Genomic DNA, 16,465 nt, shown 5'->3' with positions numbered 1-16,465 from the left:
CCCGCGCGGGCGGCCGCGGGCCCCGCCCGGCGCCCCCCCCCCCCCCCCCGCGCCCCCCCCTTCCGTTTGTTTGGGCCCCTCCGGGCCCCCCATTCACGCCCCCAACTCTACGTTCGACTACCCGGCATGCCGACGTCAGTCATCTCTGCTGGCCGTCCGGCGCTGGCGAAGGTGCGGCTAGTAGTGACTTTGAGTCGTTGCGTATACGCAACAGTCATTTGACGCGCGGTGGTCGCAGTGGTGCACGAAGATTGCCGAATGCCCGCTGAACCAACCACGCCCGACGTCCGCTACTTCCACCTGCATGCGTGGGTCGACGAGTCGATGCGTGCCGCACGGAACGGCGCCGACGGCATCTATCTCATGGCGGCGGCTGTTGCCGGCCCATCGGCGTGCGACGTCGTTCGCGATGACCTGCGCGCGATGACGGAGAAGAAGGCGGTGTTCCCGGCTCGGGCGAGTGATCGGCAGATCGTCAGGTGATCGGCAGTCCGAGCTGCCGATCACCTGACAATCTGCCGATCACCCGAATGAACCGGCCGGAGCGCCGGCGTCAGCCCTTGACCGCGCCCGCCAGGGCGAAGGCCGAGCCCGAGATGCGGGTGACCAGCACGTACAGGCCGAGCACCGGGGCGGCGTAGAGCAGCGAGTACGCGGCGAGCTGCCCGTAGGCAACCGACCCGTACTGGCCGAAGAACGCGAAGATGCTCACGGCCGCCGGCTGCTTCTCCGGGGAGAGCAGCAGCACGAACGGGACGAAGAAGTTCCCCCAGGCCTGCACGAACACGAAGATGAACACCACCGCGATGCCCGGCCGCATGAGCGGCAGCACCACGCGGCGCAGCGCCTGCATCGCGGACGCCCCCTCGGTCCACGCCGCCTCCTCCAGCGAGATCGGCACCGAGTCCATGAAGTTCTTGGTCATCCAGATCGCCATGGGCAGCGAGGTGGCCGCCATGAAGAAGATGGTTCCCGGCAGCGAGTCGAGCAGGTTGAGCTGCACGAACAGGGCGTAGACGGGGACCATGATCGCCGTGATCGGCAGGCAGGTGCCGAACAGCACCGAGTACAGGAAGTACTTGCCGAACCGCATGCGGTAGCGCGACAGGGGGTACGCCGCGAGCACCGCGACCACCACCGTGATCGCCCCGGACCCCGCGGACAGCACGAACGCGTTCCACAGCGGCAGCCAGGTGAGCTCCGGCGTCATGATCGCCGCGAAGTTCGCGGTGGTCACGGCGTCGGGCAGCCCGAAGGAGAGCGTCGCCTGCGCGTCGAACGACGCGACGACCACCCACGCCATCGGGAGCACGAAGCACAGGGCGATCACGAGCAGCACCACGTTCGCGGCCACCTTGGTCGCCGTGCCGCGGGGCGCGGCCAGCGAGCCGGCCCCGCTCCGGGCCGGCGCCGCGGGCCTCGTCATCGTGTCCGTCATCAGTCCACCTCCGGTCGGAGCGCGCGGATGTAGATCACGGAGAAGATCCCGCCCACGATGATCATCACGGTCGCGATGGCCGTGCCGTAGCCGACCTGCGCGAACTTGAACGCCTCCTGGTAGGCCAGGATCGGCAGGGTCGAGCTGTCCGTGCCGGGACCGCCGCCGGTCATCACGTAGATCAGCGTGAACACCGACAGCGTCTGCAGCGTGGTCAGCATCAGGTTGGTCGAGATGCTGCGCCGGATGACGGGCAGGGTCACCCAGGCGAGCCGCTGCAGCCCGTTGGCGCCGTCGAGCTGGGCGGCCTCGGTGAGCTCGGGCGGCACCTCGGCGAGCGCGGCCGAGTAGACCATCATCGAGAAGGCCGTGCCGCGCCAGATGTTGGCGAGGATCACCGCGAGCATCGGGGTCGAGTAGAGCCAGTCCGGCCCGGTGATCCCGAGGCCGCCGAGCAGCGTGTTGAGCGTGCCCTCGGAGTGGAAGAACGCGTACGCGGCGAAGGCCGCCACAATCTCGGGCAGCACCCACGCGGCCACGACGACCGTCGAGGCGATCGAGCGCACCGGCCTGACCGCCGAGCGGAGCAGCCCGGCGAGCAGGATGCCCATCACGTTCTGCCCGACGACCGCGGACAGGAACACGAACACGACGGTGAGCCACAGCGACTTGGGGAAGTCCGGGTCGCCGATCAGCGCCGCGTAGTTGTCGAACCCGATCCACTCCGGGTTCAGGGCGGCAGGCCCGGTCAGGGCGGCGTTGGTGAACGAGCCGTAGAACGACCAGACCACGGGGCCCAGCATGAACAGGGCGAGCAGGACGACGGCGGGCGCGAGCGGAACCACCCGCGCCACGCCGCGGGACGTGACGGCCATCAGGTCAGCCCTGGACCGTGTTCTCTTCGCCGACGATGCCGATCACCGCTTCGTCGTAGGCGGCGGCCGCCTCCTCCGGCGTCTGCTGACCGGTCATCACGGCCTCCATCGCGACCATGATCTCGTTGGAGACCTTCGGGTAGTCGGACGTCGCGGGCCGGAAGTTAGTCACGTCGACGAGGCCGGTGAAGAACTCGGTGGTCGGGTTGGTCGCCGTGTACTCCGGGTCCTCGGCGACGTCGGTCCGGACCGCGATCTGGCTGTTCGCGACGTCGAACCAGAGGGAGTTCTCGCGGTTCAGCGCCATCGAGATGAACTCGAACGCGGCGTCCGGGTTCTTGGAGCCGGAGCCCATCGCGAGGGTCCAGCCGCCCGACATGCTCACGGCACCCGGGTCGGAACCGTCCTGGGTGGGCATCGGGGCGGTGCCCATCTTCTCGGACCACTCGGGCCACGGCGCGACGCCGGACTCGAGCCAGTTGCCCGCCACCCAGGAGCCGTCGAGCGCGATGCCGACCTTGCCCTCGGGCAGCCACTCGGCCTGCACGGTGTTGCCGATGTTGGTGTCGAGCGCCTGCTGCGGCGTGGGCGCGAGCCCCTCGCCGAACACGGTGGTGATGAAGTCGAGGCTGTCGACGAAGCCCTGCGAGCCCAGCACCCACTTGCCGTCTTCGTAGAGGGTGTCGCCAGTGCCGTACAGCAGCATCTCGAACCCCTGCATCACCGCGGCCTCACCCTGGGGCTTGCCGGAGTACATGTTGAACGGGACCACGTCGGGGTCGGACTCCTTGATGGCCCGGGCCGCCTCCAGGAGCTCGTCCCACGACTTCGGCGCCCAGTCCTCGGGCAGGCCCGCCTTGGCGAGCACGTCCTTGTTGAACCACAGGCCGCGCGTGTCGGTGCCCATGGAGACGCCGTAGGTCTTGCCGTCGTCGCCCGCGCCCGCCTCCTTGGCGCTGTCGACGAACTGCTCCCACTCGTCCCACTCGGCCAGGTAGTCGTCGAGCGGCGCCAGGTACCCGGCCTCGACGTCGGACTTGATCATGTACGTGTCCTCGTACATGACGTCCGGCGCGGTGCTGGGCGACCGGTTCATCAGGGCGAGCTTGGTGAAGTAGTCGTTCTGCTGGGCCTCGATGGGCACCAGCTCGACGGTGATGTCGGGGTTGGCCTTCTCGTAGTCGGCCTTGACGTCCTTGAACAGCTCGTCGGCCTGCGTGAAGTTGCCGAACTTCTGGTAGGCCACCTTGATCGTGGAGGAGTCCGAGCCGCCTCCACCGGAGCCACAGGCACCGAGCGAGAGGGCGAGTGCCGCCGCGGTGACGGGTGCGATGAGGAATCGTGCCGTGCGCATGAAGCTCCCTTGCGTCGTGCGAGGCCGGCTACGTCGCCGGACCAACTGACGCACACGATTCACCCCTGGCGGGTCCGAGTCAAGGGACTCCGCCGAACAATTGTCAGCGCTGTCACCCCCGCTGCCCGGGGAAGACAGCTGAGCGGGTACTCAGCAGGCGGGCGGCGGCCGCAACTCCGCGAGCTACGGTCGCCGCCCGCCAGGTGAGCGGCTGCTCAGTGATCTCTCAGTGGCCCCCGGTGTTCACTCAGGCCCTCAGCGACCCTCGGGGTCCGTCAGGACCGCCACCGTCCGGGGCGGGACCGTGACCGAGCCCGCGGCGCGTCCCCAGGTGGTCTGCCGGACGACGGCGTCCGCCCCGCGCGCCTGGATGCGCGAGAGCGCGTAGTCCCGGCCGGCGAGCTCGGGCACCTCGACCGTGGCCGCGTCCGGCGACGCGTTGAACACCACGAGCACGCCGTCCAGCTTGCGGTCGACGTCGGCTCGGCCCGCGCGGTCGTCGATCGACATCGTGATCACGCCGGGAACGGCGTCCGGCCCGGAACCCGGGAACGTCACCTTCTGCTGGATCAGCTGGGCCGAGCCCAGCCGGAACAGCTCGGTCGAGTGCCGCAGCTCCAGCAGCTCGCGCGCCTGGTCCGCGGAGAACCCGATGTCGTCGGCGTCCGGCTTGAGCGCGGCGTCGGCGAGCAGGGGCCGCTGGTACGGCCACTTGTCCTCGTTGTCGGCCGCCATCGGCAGGCCGCGGCCGAACCCGTTGTCCTGTCCCGACCAGTCGATCGTGTTGAACCAGTCGCCCGAGTCGAACGAGTTGCGGTCCAGGGACTTGGAGCGCAGCAGGTCGGTGCCCGCGTGCCAGAACGAGGGCGACTGCGACAGCGCCGCCGTGGCCAGCGAGACCGTGTTCATCCGCACCCGGTCCGACATCGTGGTGTCCGCCGGCAGCTTGAGGGCGAGCAGGTCGAACAGCGTCTCGTTGTCGTGCGCGTCCACGTACGTGACGACCTCCTCCGGCGAGTCCGCGTAGCCCGCGGGCGCGCCCCGGTAGTCGAGCTCGTCGCCCCGGACCCGTTCCCCCGTCGAGGTCGTGACCTCGTAGGCGCGCAGGTTGCCGGCCAGCCCGAGCTTCACGAGATCGGTCTGGTGCGCCAGGTCGGCGGCCTCGTCGGCGCCGCCGTCGTTGACCGACGCCGGGTCGTCCAGCCGCGCGTCCCGGCCGTTCGGGTCGGTGAACAGGCCCGTGCCGAAGCCCTGCGTGAACAGGGACGAGCCGTCGACGGGCGAGCCGCCGTGGACGGCGTCGCGCAGGCGGTCGCTGAACGTGCCGATCCCGGTGCCCCCGAGCTGGCCCTGCGTGGCCTGCTCGAAGCGGGCGTTGCCCGCGACCTCGCCGAAGTCCCAGCCCTCGCCGTAGAGGTACACGCTCTTGCCGTCCACCCCGTCGCGCCGCAGCGTGAGCGCGTCGAGCCCCGCCCGCACGGCCTCCATGTTCTCGCGGGAGTGGTGCCCCATCAGGTCGAACCGGAACCCGTCCACGTGGTAGTCGCGGGCCCAGGTGACCACGGAGTCCACCATCAGCTTGCTCGCCATGGCGTGCTCGGTGGCGACGTTCTGGCAGCACGTGCTGGTCTCGACCGCGCCCGTGGTCACGTTCAGCCGGTGGTAGTAGCCCGGCACCACGCGGTCCAGCACCGACCTCGGGTCCTGGCCCGACGCCGCGGTGTGGTTGAACACCTGGTCCAGCACGACCTGGAGCCCGGCGCCGTGCAGGTTGCCGACCATCGAGCGGAACTCGGCCACGCGCTCCCCGCCCTCGGCCTGCACGGCGTAGGAACCCTCCGGGGTCATGAAGTGGTACGGGTCGTAGCCCCAGTTGAAGGCGTCGCTCCCCTGCACCTCGGCGACGGCGGCCTGCTGCTCCGTGCCGTCGGGCGCGAACCCGGACAGGTCGCCCGTGGTGGCCTGGTCGGCCCGGTCCTCGGGGATCGACGCGATGTCGAACGTGGGCAGCAGGTGCACGGTCGTCAGCCCGGCGTCCGCCAGCGAGCGCAGGTGCCTCATGCCGTCCGAGCCCTTGACCCCGAACGCGCCGTAGGTGCCGCGCAGGCGCGCGGGGACGGTCTCGTCGGAGCTCGAGAAGTCGCGCACGTGCAGCTCGTAGATGGTCTGGTCCACGGCGCGCCGCACCCGCGGCGCGGGCGTGGTGCGCCAGACCTTGGGCTGCCATGCCTTGTCGTCGAGGTCGACGGCGACCGAGTGGGTCGAGTCGAGCGTGAGGCCCACCGAGTAGGGGTCGGTCACCACGTTGGTCTCGACCTGGCCGGTGCTCGGCACGTACACCTCGACGGCGTAGCGGTAGCGGGCGCCCTGCCAGTCGAGCCGGCGGTCGACGCGACCGCCGTAGAGCGTCCAGGCGCCGTCCTTCTGCCGGGTCATCGCGAAGGTGCGCGGCTCGGCGTCGAGCGCCGTGCCCGCGGGCCAGGCCTGGAGCGTCACGGCGCGGGCCGTGGGGGCCCAGAGCGCGAACGAGGCCTTCCTGCTCCCCTGCCAGGTCACGCCGAGCGTGCGCTGGGTCGCGAACAGGTCGTCCAGCACGCCGGGGATCTGCACGCCGGTGGCGGCGGTCAGGGTCTCGCCGTCGTGCCGGGTCACGCGCAGCGCCCCCGTCAGGGCCGACGTCGCCGCGGCGCGGCTCAGGCCCTCGGCCTCCAGGGCGAGGTGGCCGGCCAGGTGCGGGACGTCCGCGGCGACGTCCGCGGGCACGTCGCCCGTGCCGCCCGCCGGTGTCAGGGCGTACGACGCCGTGTCCGTCTCCAGCGCCCAGGTGTCCCCCGAACCGAAGCCGGCGGCCGGGACCAGGACGAGCCCCTCGCGCACCCAGTGCGCGGCCTGCTGCCCCTCTCCCGGGGTGCCGGGCGTGCCGACCGCGACCGACGGCATCTTCGTCTCCGGGTCCCAGGTGAAGGTGACCGGGCCGCCGCCCGTGGAGTAGGCGATGTTCGCGCCGTCCCGCACCCCGTCGGCCCCGTAGTTCTCGGCCCAGGAGCCGTTGATCGCCACCTTGAACTCGTAGGACCCGGCGGGCAGCTCGAACGTGCCGGTGTAGGTGCCGTCGTCGGCGAGGGTGAGGCGCGCGGCCTCGCAGTCCGGGGTCCAGTCGCCGGCGCAGCCCATCTCGCTGTTGTGCGAGCCGGGCACCGTGACCAGGTCGATGTCGGGGTCCGTGGGGTCGTCGACGACGCCGCTCACGTCCACACCCACCGACGCGTACGAGCTGGCGGCAGAACGGTCGCCGTCGGCGTCGCGCGTGACCGCGCGGTACTCGACCAGCGTGCCCTCGGGCAGGTCCGCGCCGTTCGCCGACACGTCGTGGAAGACGCGCGGGGAGGTGTCCTCGGCGGTGCCGAGGTCGTGCCACTCCTCGGTGCCCACGGCACGCCAGGCGAACGAGGTCTCCGCCCAGGCGTCGTCGATCCCGGCGGCCACGGGGGCCACACCGGTCACCGCGGCGCCCGGCCGGGCGCTCGTCCCGGGGACGACGGCGGCGATGCCGGCCGAGTCGGCGCCCACCGTGCGGTCCGCGACCAGCACGATCGCGGAGCGCGCGGGGACGGTCAGCGTGACCGCGCCGTCGGCGTCGGCCGTGACCGGGGTGTCGGTGCCGTACAGCGGGGCATACGACGCGCCCGGCGTGAGCGTGTCGAACGTGACGGTGCGCTGCTGGGCCGCGTTGTTGGCGGCGACCAGGTGCTCGACCCGCTCGGCGCGGTCGACGCGGGAGAAGGCGTAGACGCCCGCGCCGTCCTCGGCGTAGCGCTCGATCTGCGCGCCGGTGGCCAGGGCCGGGTGCTCCTCGCGGAGGTCGGCCAGGGCCGCGATGTGCTCGTAGAGCGGCGCGTCGGTGGCGTAGCGGTCCACGCTGCCGGCCTGCTCGCCGGTGACCAGGGGCTGGTCGGCGTACTCGTCCACCTGCGTGGCGAAGAGGGTCTGCCGGGCGTCCTTGTCGCCGCCCGTGCCCGCGAAGCCCTGCTCGTCGCCGTAGTAGACGACGGGCTGGCCGCGCGTGAGGTACATGAGCTCGTGCGCCAGCTCGTCGCGCTCCAGCGGGTTCTCGGCGCCCGCCAGCATGTACCCGACGCGGCCCATGTCGTGGTTGCCGAGGAACGTCGGCAGCGCGGACGCACTGCTGTGCGGCGTCGTGTACAGGTCGTCGGAGGCGTACAGGTCCGCCAGCCGCTGGGCGCTGTTGCCGCTGGCGTAGCTCGTGGCGGCCGACTGGAAGGAGAAGTCGAGCACGGAGCTCATGTCGGTGCGGCGCACGTACGGGGAGGTCTTGGCGGCGTCGGCGTCGTACACCTCGCCGAACGTGAAGAACTCGTCCTTGCCCTGCGCGCGGGCGTAGTCCTGGATCTCGGTGGACCACTCCTCCCAGAACTCGAAGTTCACGTGCTTGACCGTGTCGATGCGGAAGCCGTCGATGCCCAGGTCGATCCACGCCTGGTAGATCTCCTCGAAGCCGTCCACCACGCGCGGGTGCTCGGTCATGAGGTCGTCGAGGCCGCTGAAGTCGCCGTACGTGACCGACTCGCCCTCCCACGTCGAGTTGCCCCGGTTGTGGTAGAGCGTGGGGTCGTTGAGCCAGGCCGGGACCTTGACGTCCTGGTCGGCCGGGTCGACGACGGGCGTGTACGGGAAGCTGGTCGCGGCGTCGAGCTCCGGGAAGTCGCCCGTGCCGGCGAAGTCGGCGGGGTCGAACGGGGTGCCGGCGGCGTCCCGGTACGGGGTGGTCGCCTGGTCCACGTAGTCGTAGGTGCCCTCGGTGTAGTCGACGACGTCGGCCGTGTGGTTGGTGATGATGTCGAAGTAGACCTTGAGCCCGCGGGCGTGGGCGTCGTCGATCAGCGCCGCCAGCTCCTCGTTGGTGCCCAGGTGCGGGTCGATCCGCGTGAAGTCCGTGATCCAGTAACCGTGGTAGCCGGCGCTGACGTCCGCGCCGGAGCCCTGCACGGGCCGGTTGAGGAAGCTCGGGGTCAGCCAGATCGCGGTGGTGCCCAGGTCCTCGATGTAGTCGAGGTTCTGCCGCAGTCCCGCGAGGTCGCCGCCCTGGTAGAAGCCCTTGTCGGTCGGGTCGAAGCCGGTCGTGAGCCGGTCGCCGTCGAGGCCGCCCTCGTTGTTGGCCGGGTCGCCGTCGGCGAACCGGTCGGTCATCACGAAGTAGAAGCGCTCGTCGCTGCCCGGCTGGCGCACGGGGTCGTGGACGAGGGCGTCGTCCGCCGCGGCGTAGTCCCCGGCCAGGGTGAGCGGGGTCAGCGCGGTGCGGTGGGTCGTGTCGTCGTAGGAGACGCGGACGGTCGCGGGCCCCGCCAGGTGCAGGGGCGCGTTCTCGGCGCCGCCGTCACGCCCGTACGACTCGTCCCACGCGTCGTCCAGGGCGACCTTGTACTCGTAGGTGCCCGCGGGGACCTCGAACTCGGCCACGAAGGTGCCGTCGCCCTGGGCGACGAGCTCCGTGGCGGCGCACGCCGGGTCCCAGTCGGCGGCGCAGCCGAGCTCGTCCTGGAGACTGCCGACCAGGGCGGCGGTGCGGTCCCCGGCGGCCTGCGGCGCGACGTCGGCCACGGCCGCCGACGTCGAGGCCGCGAGCCCGAGGGAGGCCAGCAGGGCGACGGCGGCCAGCCCCGCCCCCGCACGCTGTCGGGCGGCCGGCCCACGGGCCGGGCGGGGATGAGCCGAGCGCGGGCGCGCGGTGCGAGACATGGATGACCCCTTCGTCGTCCGGGACCCGTGTGGTCCGAGCGCGACTGTAACGCTTGCAGAACCTTGCAGCAAGCGTCCGGAGTGACCGGTTCGTGCGGCCCGCGAAATATCCGCCGCGGTCAGAGCGGGAGCTTGAAACCCTCGTGCGACTGCTCGTAGCCGAGGTTCCGGTAGAAGCGGTGCGCGTCCGGCCGCTGCTTGTCGGACGTGAGCTGGGCCAGCGCGCAGCCACGCGCCCGGCCGCGCTCGTGGGCGTGCTCCATCATCAGGCGGCCGATGCCCTGCCCGCGCAGCGCCCGGTCCACCCGTACGGCCTCCACCAGGAGCCGGGACGCACCGTTGCGGGAGATCCCGGGGATGAACGTGAGCTGCATGACGCCGATCACCGCGCCGTCGGACTCCGCGACGACGAGCTCGTTGTCCGGGCTCGCCGCGACGGCCTCGAAACCCGCGACGTGCGCCGCGCCGTACGTACCGGTCCGGGTGGCCGCGACGGCGTCGTCGGCGATGAGCTCGACGATCCGTTCGAGGTCGTCCCGTCCAGCTTCACGAAAGGTCAGTTCCATGGCGCCACCCTAGGCTCTTGCCTGTGACCACCTCCCCGACCCCCGCGGCCCAGGACGACGCATCGGGCGCACCCCCGCGCAGCTCCTGGCTCGCACTCGGGGTGCTCATCCTCGGCGTCTCGATGGCCCTGCTCGACACCACCATCGTCAACGTCGCGCTGCCGACGATCCGCGTCTCGCTCGACGCCTCGGAGGGCACGCTCTCCTGGATCATCTCCGGGTACGCGCTGGCCTACGGCCTGGCCCTGATCCCCGCCGGGCGCGTGGGCGACCGGGTGGGGCACAAGTGGGTCTTCGTCGTGGGCCTGGCCGGGTTCACACTCGCCAGCCTCTGGTGCGGCCTGGCCCACGGGGCCACCGAGCTCATCGTGGCCCGCGTGGTGCAGGGCCTGTGCGGCGGCATCTTCTTCCCCGCCGTGACGGCGCTGATCCAGCTCATGTTCACCGGCCGCACGCGCGGCAAGGCGTTCGCGGTGATGGGCGCGGCCATCGGGTTCTCGACCGCCCTCGGACCGATCATCGGCGGCCTGCTCATCGAGGCGTTCGGCGAGAACGAGGGCTGGCGCTCCATCTTCTTCGTCAACCTGCCGTTCGGCGTCATCGCGGTGGTCGCGGCGGTCATGCTGCTGCCGCGGATCGTCGTCGGGGGTGCCGCGCGCGGGGTCGACGTCGTCGGGCTGCTGCTGGTCTCGGTGGCGCTCGTCGCGATCCTGGTGCCGCTCATCGAGGGCGAGGACGCCGGCTGGCCGTGGTGGACCTTCGCGTGCCTGGCGGCCGGCTTGCTGCTGCTCGTCGCATTCGCGTTCTGGGAGCGCCGGGTCGCGGCCCGCAGCGGCAGCCCGCTGGTGCCGCCGCACCTGTTCTCGCACCCCGCGTTCTCCGGTGGCGTGATCCTCGCGCTGGTCTACTTCGCGGCGTTCACCAGCATCTTCTTCACCATCTCGATCTTCTGGCAGTCCGGGCTGGGCCACTCCGCGCTGGCCTCGGGCCTCGTGTCGGTGCCGTTCGCCATCGGGTCGATCGCGGGCGCGTCGCAGAGCGAGCGGCTGTCCCACCGCCTGGGCCGCACCGTGCTCGTGATCGGCACCGGCATGGTGGCCGTGGGCCTGGTCTCGGTGTGGCTCGTGCTCTGGCTGGTCCCCACCGGCGACCTGAGCCACTGGCACCTCGCGGGCCCGCTGCTGATCGGGGGCATCGGCAGCGGCCTGTTCATCGCGCCCAACGCCCAGTTCATCGTCGCCACGGTCGACCGCGACGAGGCCGGGGCCGCGTCCGGCGTGATCGGCACCATGCAGCGGATCGGCTCGGCGGCGGGCATCGCCGTGGTCGGCTCGGTACTCTTCGGCTCCCTCACGTTCCCGCCCGGCCGCCCGACGCCGGAGATCGTCGCCGACGCGTTCGCGCACAGCGCGACCCTGGCCATGGCGACCAGCGCGGGGCTGTCCGTGGTGGCGTTCCTGCTGGTGTTCGTGCTGCCGCACCGGGTGGAGCCGCCGCGCTGACGGCGGCTCCGCTCCGTCACTCGTCGGGGAGCTGGCCCACGGCCTCCTCGTACCCGCCGGTCGGCGGGTTCGGGTCGGGCGTGTAGACCAGATGCAGCAGGCCGGTGCGGAAAGGCGTGGCCGACAGGAGCTTCATGGGGCGGGACGGGTCGCCGTCCTGGAACAGCTTCAGGCCGCCGCCCGCCGTGGCCGGGTGTACGAACAGGTGCAGCTCGTCGAGCAGGTCGGCGTCGAGGAGCTGGCGCACCACGGAGATCGAGCCCGACAGAGCGATCTTCTCGATAGCGGGGTCGGCCTTCAGCGCGGTGACGGCCTCGACCAGGTCGCCCCGGAGCTGCTCGGAGTTGCGCCAGGTGAGGTCGAGCGGGCTGCGCGACGCGACGATCTTGCGGACGTCGCCGATGCGCCGGGCGAACCCGGCGTCCTCCCCTCCGGCCGCCTCGCGCTCCGGCCAGGCGCCCGCGAACGAGTCGTAGGTGACCCGCCCGAACAGGAAGACGTCCGCGGTGTGCGTCTCGTCGACCGCCGCGCCGAGCTCGTCGTTGAAGTACGGGAAGTGCCAGTTGCCCTTGTCCGGCTCGACGACGCCGTCGAGCGACATGAACAGGCTGGACACGATCTTCGCCATGGGGTTCTCCTCGGTCGGTGCCGCACCGCGGCTCTCCCCGGTCCGACGACGGCGGGCGGGCGGACTCATCGCCCGTCCGGCAACGAGTCTGCCCGCCCGCCGTACGGCCCGCGAGATGGTCAGCCCGCGAGGTGGCTCCACCGCGGCGCGAGGCCCGACCACGGGCCGACGTCGGCCACCGCGCCGTCGACGAGCACGACCACGCGGTCGGCGCGGGCGAGCGCCGCACGCTTGGAGGTCGCGCCGACCACCGTGGTGCCCCGCTCGCGCAGGGCGGCCCACAGCTCGATCTCGGTCGAGGCGTCCAGGGCGCTGGACACGTCGTCCGCCAGGAGCAGCTCGGTGTCCGCCGCCAGCGCCCGCGCGAGCGCGAGCCGCTGCACCTGACCACCGGACAGCCGGACGCCGCGGTGCCCCACGAGGGCGTGCGGGCCGCCGGCGTCCCGCATGTCCTGCTCGAGGCGCGCCGCCTGGACCGGGGCGTCGAGGTCGCGGGCGTGGTCGAGCTGCACGTTCTCGGAGAACGAGCCGGACAGCACCCGCGGCACCTGGGCCACGTGCGCCACCTGGCCGGGGCGCAGGAACGCCTGGGCGTCCGTCACCTCGGTGCCGTTCCACCGGACCTGGCCGGTGTGCTCCATGAGCCCGGCCAGCGCGGAGAGCAGCGACGACTTGCCCGAGCCGACCTGGCCGAGCAGCAGCACGAGCTCACCCCGGCGCACCTCGAGGTCGACGTCGGAGACGCCGATCGTGCCGTCGTCGTGCACTGCGGTCAGCCGGCGCAGCTCCAGGCGGTCGAGCGGCTCTCGCGGCGTCGGCTCCGGGGCGGGGGCGACACCCGTGACCAGGTCCACGCCCTCCTGGCGCGAGACCAGGTCGGTGCCGCCGGCGAACCGGGCGGTCGCGACCTGCCAGGCGCGGGTGCCCGGTGCCTCGGTGACCACGGCGCCCGCCACCACGCCGAACCAGGCGAAGCCAGTGACGGCGTTGGCGACCAGGAGTGTGGTGGCCAGGTCCCAGGTGCCGGTCAGCAGGAAGCCCCAGGCCACGACGACGCCGATGTAGAGCGTCACCAGCGGCACCGAGTCGAGCACGGCCTGCACGCGGTGCTCGAAGATCGCGGCCTTGACCCGCCCCGAGTCCACCTCGCCGAGGTGGCGGCGGACGTCGGGCGTGCGGGCGGCGAGCTTGACCGTGCGCGCCGAGTCGAGCGCCGAGACGAGCGCCCTGCCGAACCGCGCACGAGCCGCCGAGGACCCCGCGGCAGAACGGCCGGCGATCGGCCGGCCGATGGCCGAGGCCGCCGCGGAGACCACCATGACCGCGAGCAGCACGGCGCCGGCGGTCCAGGTGCCGCTGATCAGGGCCGTGACCGCGACGATCGCGAGGCCGTTGACGAAGTCGACCCAGCGGTCGGCGTACCGCACGAACCGGTCGGCGTCCATGGACCGGGCCACCACCTCGCCGGGCGGCGTGGCGGGCAGCCGGTACTGCCGGGTCTGGCCGTGCATGACCGACATCCGGATGCGCAGCAGCACCTCGACCCACCAGCGCGGGTACACGCCCAGCGCGCGCGAGATGAACAGCGGCTGCAGGAGCAGCAGCACGGCGAGCGCGACCAGCAGGCCGACGGGCAGTTCGCCGGTGCCGACGATCTCGACCGTGCGGCCCCACAGGAACCCGCTGACCGCGCCCTGCGCCGCGACGAGGCTCGCCAGGAGGAACAGGACCGCGCCGAACACGCCCCACTTCGGGCGGACGAACAGCGCGTGCAGCACGCCGCGCGCGAGGCTCGGGCCGTCCCCGGGCGGGGTCAGGTCGGGCGGGGTGCCCGCCCGTCGGCGGCCGCCGACGGCGTCGGGCCGGGTCGCGCGGTCGGTGGGCGCGGGGGCGTCCGTCTCGCCGTCCGCGGGAGCCGCGACCGCCTGGCCGCGCACCCCGGCGGCGGCCGCCGCCGACTCGTCCAGCGAGCCGTCGCTCGCGCCGGCCTCCAGCAGCGAGCGGAACGGTCCGGGCGTGCGGGCGAGCGTCGCGCGGGGGCCCTGCTGCACGACGCGGCCGTGGTCGAGCACCGCCACCAGGCCGGCACGCTCGATGGTGCCGAGCCGGTGTGCGATGAGCACGCCGGTACGCCCGCTGAGCAGCCGGTCCGACGCGGCGACGACGCGCGCCTCCGTCAACGGGTCCATCCGCGCGGTCGCCTCGTCGAGCACGACGAGCTGCACGTGCCGCACGAGCAGCCGCGCGAACGCGACGAGCTGCTCCTCCCCCGCCGACAGCGTGGTTCCGCCAGGCCCGAGAAGAGTGTCGATCCCGTCGGGCAGGCCGGCCGTCCAGTCGGTGAGGCCGAGCTCGCGCACCGCGGCCTCGATGTCGGCGCGCGGCACGTCGGCGAACAGCGCGATGTTCTCGGCGAGCGTGCCCGCGATGATCTCCGTACGCTGCGTGACCACGCCCACGGCGCCGCGCAGCTTCTGCAGGTCCAGGTCGCGCACGTCGGCGCCGCCGAGGAACACCGAGCCCCGCTCCGGCTCGACGGCGCGCGACAGCAGCGCGGCCAGCGTCGACTTGCCGGAGCCCGTGCGCCCCACGAGGGCCACGGTCTCGCCGGCGGGGACCACCAGGTCCACGCCGCTCAGGGCGAACGTGCCCTCGTCGTAGGCGAAGGTCAGGTCGCGCAGCTCGAGGCCGAGCGGTCCCTCGGGGAGGTCGTCACCGCCCTCGGGCTCGGGCTCGACCTCCAGCATCTGCCGGATGCGCAGCACCGCGCCGAGGCCCTCCTGGATGTCCGGCAGGTGGTGCACCAGGTTGTCCATCTGCCCCACGAACATCGCGGTGACCAGGAACAGCGTGACGAGCTGCTGCACCGACAGGCCGCCCCCGGCGGCCACGACGGCACAGGTGACCGCGGTGCCGGCGAGCAGCGCGTACATCACGAGTCCGGCCCGCCGCAGCAGTCGCTCCTCGACCCGCACCACCGCGCGGAACTTCTCGTGCACGATCGCCGAGAGCTGCGCGACGCGGCGCACCGCGAACGCCTGGCCGAGGCTGGTGCGCAGGTCGTTGCGCGCGGCGACCGCCTCCTCGAAGGCGGCGGCGTGGTCGGTCCAGGCGGCCTCCTCGATCACCTTGCGGCGCGCGATCTCGCCGAGCAGCGGCCGGGTGAGCAGGGCGACGATGCCGCCCAGCACGGGGAACAGCAGCCAGGCCGGCCACCAGGTGATACCGGCGATGATCCACATCGGCACGACGCCGACGACGGTGCGCCCGGCGCCCCAGAGCTGACGCCGCACGAGGGTGCCGACGGCGTGCGTGTCGTCGTCGACCCGGTCGAGCACCTCGCCGACCGCCTGCTCGGAGAGCGTGGCGAGCGGCTGGCGCAGGGCCGCGCTGAGCAGGTCGCTGCGGAGCTTGCCCTCGGCGCGGTCCACGACGCTCGCCCAGGTCACCTGGCCGACGCCGTCGAACACCGCACCGCCGACGACGCACACGGCGAGCAGCACGAGCCCGAGGACGGTCGCGTCAGCGGCGAGCCGGCCGGCCGCGACGGTGCCGAGTGCCAGGCCGACGGCGCCCGCGGTGAGTGCGAGCAGCGCGACGACCGCGGCCGGGCCGCGCAGCCGGCGCCAGTCGAGCCGGCGTGCGGGGTCGGTCGGCGTCGTCGGCGCAGGACGAGGCGACGCCTCGGGAACGGGCGTGGTCTCAGGGGTGCGCGGTGCGTCGATCATCGTTTCCCGAGGCTACGTCGGGACACCGACACTCCCCGCCTCTTTTTCCACAGGAGCGACGAAGGTCACGGTGGAGGGGCCCCGTCTATCGCAAGGCGGTGCAGGCGTCGTCCTCCGGCGCGCAGATCGAGACCTGATACAGGTAGGAGAAGGTTCCGCTGCTGTTGCCCGCTTCCCAGTCCACCTCGAATCCCTGGAGCGTGCGGCTCTGGTCGACCTCGCGTTCGAGCTCAACGAGGAGCGTCGACACGCCGTCGAGCCCGGCACTGCCGCACCGGCCGCTCACCACATGCTCGGACACGTCGTATCCGGCTCGTGCCAGCGAACCGCGGTCGGCCGCGTCGTCCGCCGCACCCGGGACCACGGTGTACGAGGTCACCCTCATGTCGGCAGCGTCGATGGCCCGCACGCCGGTGACGGTCCCGGCGTCCACCCCGGCCACGCAGATGCTCATGAGGCCCACGAACAGGGGCTCACCACGCTTCATGTCGCCCATTGCGCTCGACATGACCCCGTTCGAACCCGGGTCGCCCGCACGCCGCACCTCCACGGCGTCGGCCGAGCACGCGGAGGTGAGACAGAGCACCAGCCCGACCGCGCCCACTGCGAGCCCGATC

General features: G+C 72.3%; 10 protein-coding genes. 2 read left to right on the top strand and 8 right to left on the bottom strand.

The features are described from left to right. Positions 1-258 precede the first annotated feature (258 nt). Entirely contained in the window at positions 259-483 is a 225-nt protein-coding gene (locus tag ACH45N_RS05505; protein ID WP_397391902.1) for a hypothetical protein, read from the top strand. 70 nt (positions 484-553) lie between these two features. Here ACH45N_RS05505 and ACH45N_RS05500 read toward each other — a convergent pair whose 3' ends face one another. From ACH45N_RS05500 to ACH45N_RS05480, 5 genes are all read right to left on the bottom strand, one after another. Then, the gene (locus ACH45N_RS05500; protein WP_397391900.1) at positions 554-1,438 is read right to left on the bottom strand and encodes a carbohydrate ABC transporter permease; all 885 of its coding nucleotides are present in this window, start codon (positions 1,436-1,438) and stop codon (positions 554-556) included. Then, positions 1,438-2,313: a carbohydrate ABC transporter permease gene (locus tag ACH45N_RS05495; protein WP_397391898.1), complete on the bottom strand. Its 876-nt coding sequence runs from the start codon at positions 2,311-2,313 to the stop codon at positions 1,438-1,440. Before ACH45N_RS05495 ends, ACH45N_RS05500 begins: the two co-directional genes overlap by 1 nt. Before the next feature lie 4 nt (positions 2,314-2,317). Further along, positions 2,318-3,667, bottom strand: coding sequence for an extracellular solute-binding protein (locus ACH45N_RS05490; RefSeq protein ID WP_397391896.1), 1,350 nt, complete (start codon positions 3,665-3,667; stop codon positions 2,318-2,320). A gap of 255 nt (positions 3,668-3,922) precedes the next feature. Next, positions 3,923-9,424 carry a pullulanase-type alpha-1,6-glucosidase gene (pulA, locus tag ACH45N_RS05485; protein ID WP_397391894.1) on the bottom strand — a complete coding sequence of 1,834 codons (5,502 nt, stop codon included), beginning with the start codon at positions 9,422-9,424 and terminating at the stop codon, positions 3,923-3,925. Positions 9,425-9,543: 119 nt separating this feature from the next. Beyond that, complete coding sequence (locus ACH45N_RS05480; protein WP_397391892.1) at positions 9,544-9,990, bottom strand: GNAT family N-acetyltransferase; 447 nt, start codon at positions 9,988-9,990, stop codon at positions 9,544-9,546. A 23-nt stretch (positions 9,991-10,013) separates the two neighbouring features. On the opposite strand from ACH45N_RS05480, the gene ACH45N_RS05475 reads away from it, so the two are divergent. Continuing rightward, entirely contained in the window at positions 10,014-11,492 is a 1,479-nt protein-coding gene (locus tag ACH45N_RS05475) for an MFS transporter (RefSeq protein ID WP_397391890.1), read from the top strand. 16 nt (positions 11,493-11,508) lie between these two features. Here ACH45N_RS05475 and ACH45N_RS05470 read toward each other — a convergent pair whose 3' ends face one another. From ACH45N_RS05470 to ACH45N_RS05460, 3 genes are all read right to left on the bottom strand, one after another. Further along, a complete protein-coding gene (locus ACH45N_RS05470) occupies positions 11,509-12,120 on the bottom strand; it encodes a dihydrofolate reductase family protein (RefSeq protein ID WP_397391888.1) in 612 nt (203 codons plus the stop codon). A gap of 119 nt (positions 12,121-12,239) precedes the next feature. Then, a complete protein-coding gene (locus ACH45N_RS05465) occupies positions 12,240-15,848 on the bottom strand; it encodes an ATP-binding cassette domain-containing protein (protein ID WP_397391886.1) in 3,609 nt (1,202 codons plus the stop codon). Between the two features lie 85 nt (positions 15,849-15,933). Then, a complete protein-coding gene (locus ACH45N_RS05460) occupies positions 15,934-16,452 on the bottom strand; it encodes a hypothetical protein (protein WP_397391884.1) in 519 nt (172 codons plus the stop codon). Positions 16,453-16,465: the final 13 nt, after the last annotated feature.

The sequence above is a fragment of the Promicromonospora sp. NPDC019610 genome (assembly GCF_044389365.1).
Classification (GTDB): Bacteria; Actinomycetota; Actinomycetes; order Actinomycetales; family Cellulomonadaceae; genus Promicromonospora.
This window is presented reverse-complemented; position numbering and strand designations above follow the sequence as displayed.

Excerpts from the sequence above, each read along its gene's own strand:
- ACH45N_RS05505 (WP_397391902.1), top strand. The coding sequence starts at position 259 with ATGCCCGCTGAACCAACCACGCCCGACGTCCGCTACTTCCACCTGCAT.
- ACH45N_RS05500 (WP_397391900.1), bottom strand. The coding sequence starts at position 1,438 with ATGACGGACACGATGACGAGGCCCGCGGCGCCGGCCCGGAGCGGGGCC.
- ACH45N_RS05495 (WP_397391898.1), bottom strand. The coding sequence starts at position 2,313 with ATGGCCGTCACGTCCCGCGGCGTGGCGCGGGTGGTTCCGCTCGCGCCC.
- ACH45N_RS05490 (WP_397391896.1), bottom strand. The coding sequence starts at position 3,667 with ATGCGCACGGCACGATTCCTCATCGCACCCGTCACCGCGGCGGCACTC.
- pulA (WP_397391894.1), bottom strand. The coding sequence starts at position 9,424 with ATGTCTCGCACCGCGCGCCCGCGCTCGGCTCATCCCCGCCCGGCCCGT.
- ACH45N_RS05480 (WP_397391892.1), bottom strand. The coding sequence starts at position 9,990 with ATGGAACTGACCTTTCGTGAAGCTGGACGGGACGACCTCGAACGGATC.
- ACH45N_RS05470 (WP_397391888.1), bottom strand. The coding sequence starts at position 12,120 with ATGGCGAAGATCGTGTCCAGCCTGTTCATGTCGCTCGACGGCGTCGTC.
- ACH45N_RS05465 (WP_397391886.1), bottom strand. The coding sequence starts at position 15,848 with ATGATCGACGCACCGCGCACCCCTGAGACCACGCCCGTTCCCGAGGCG.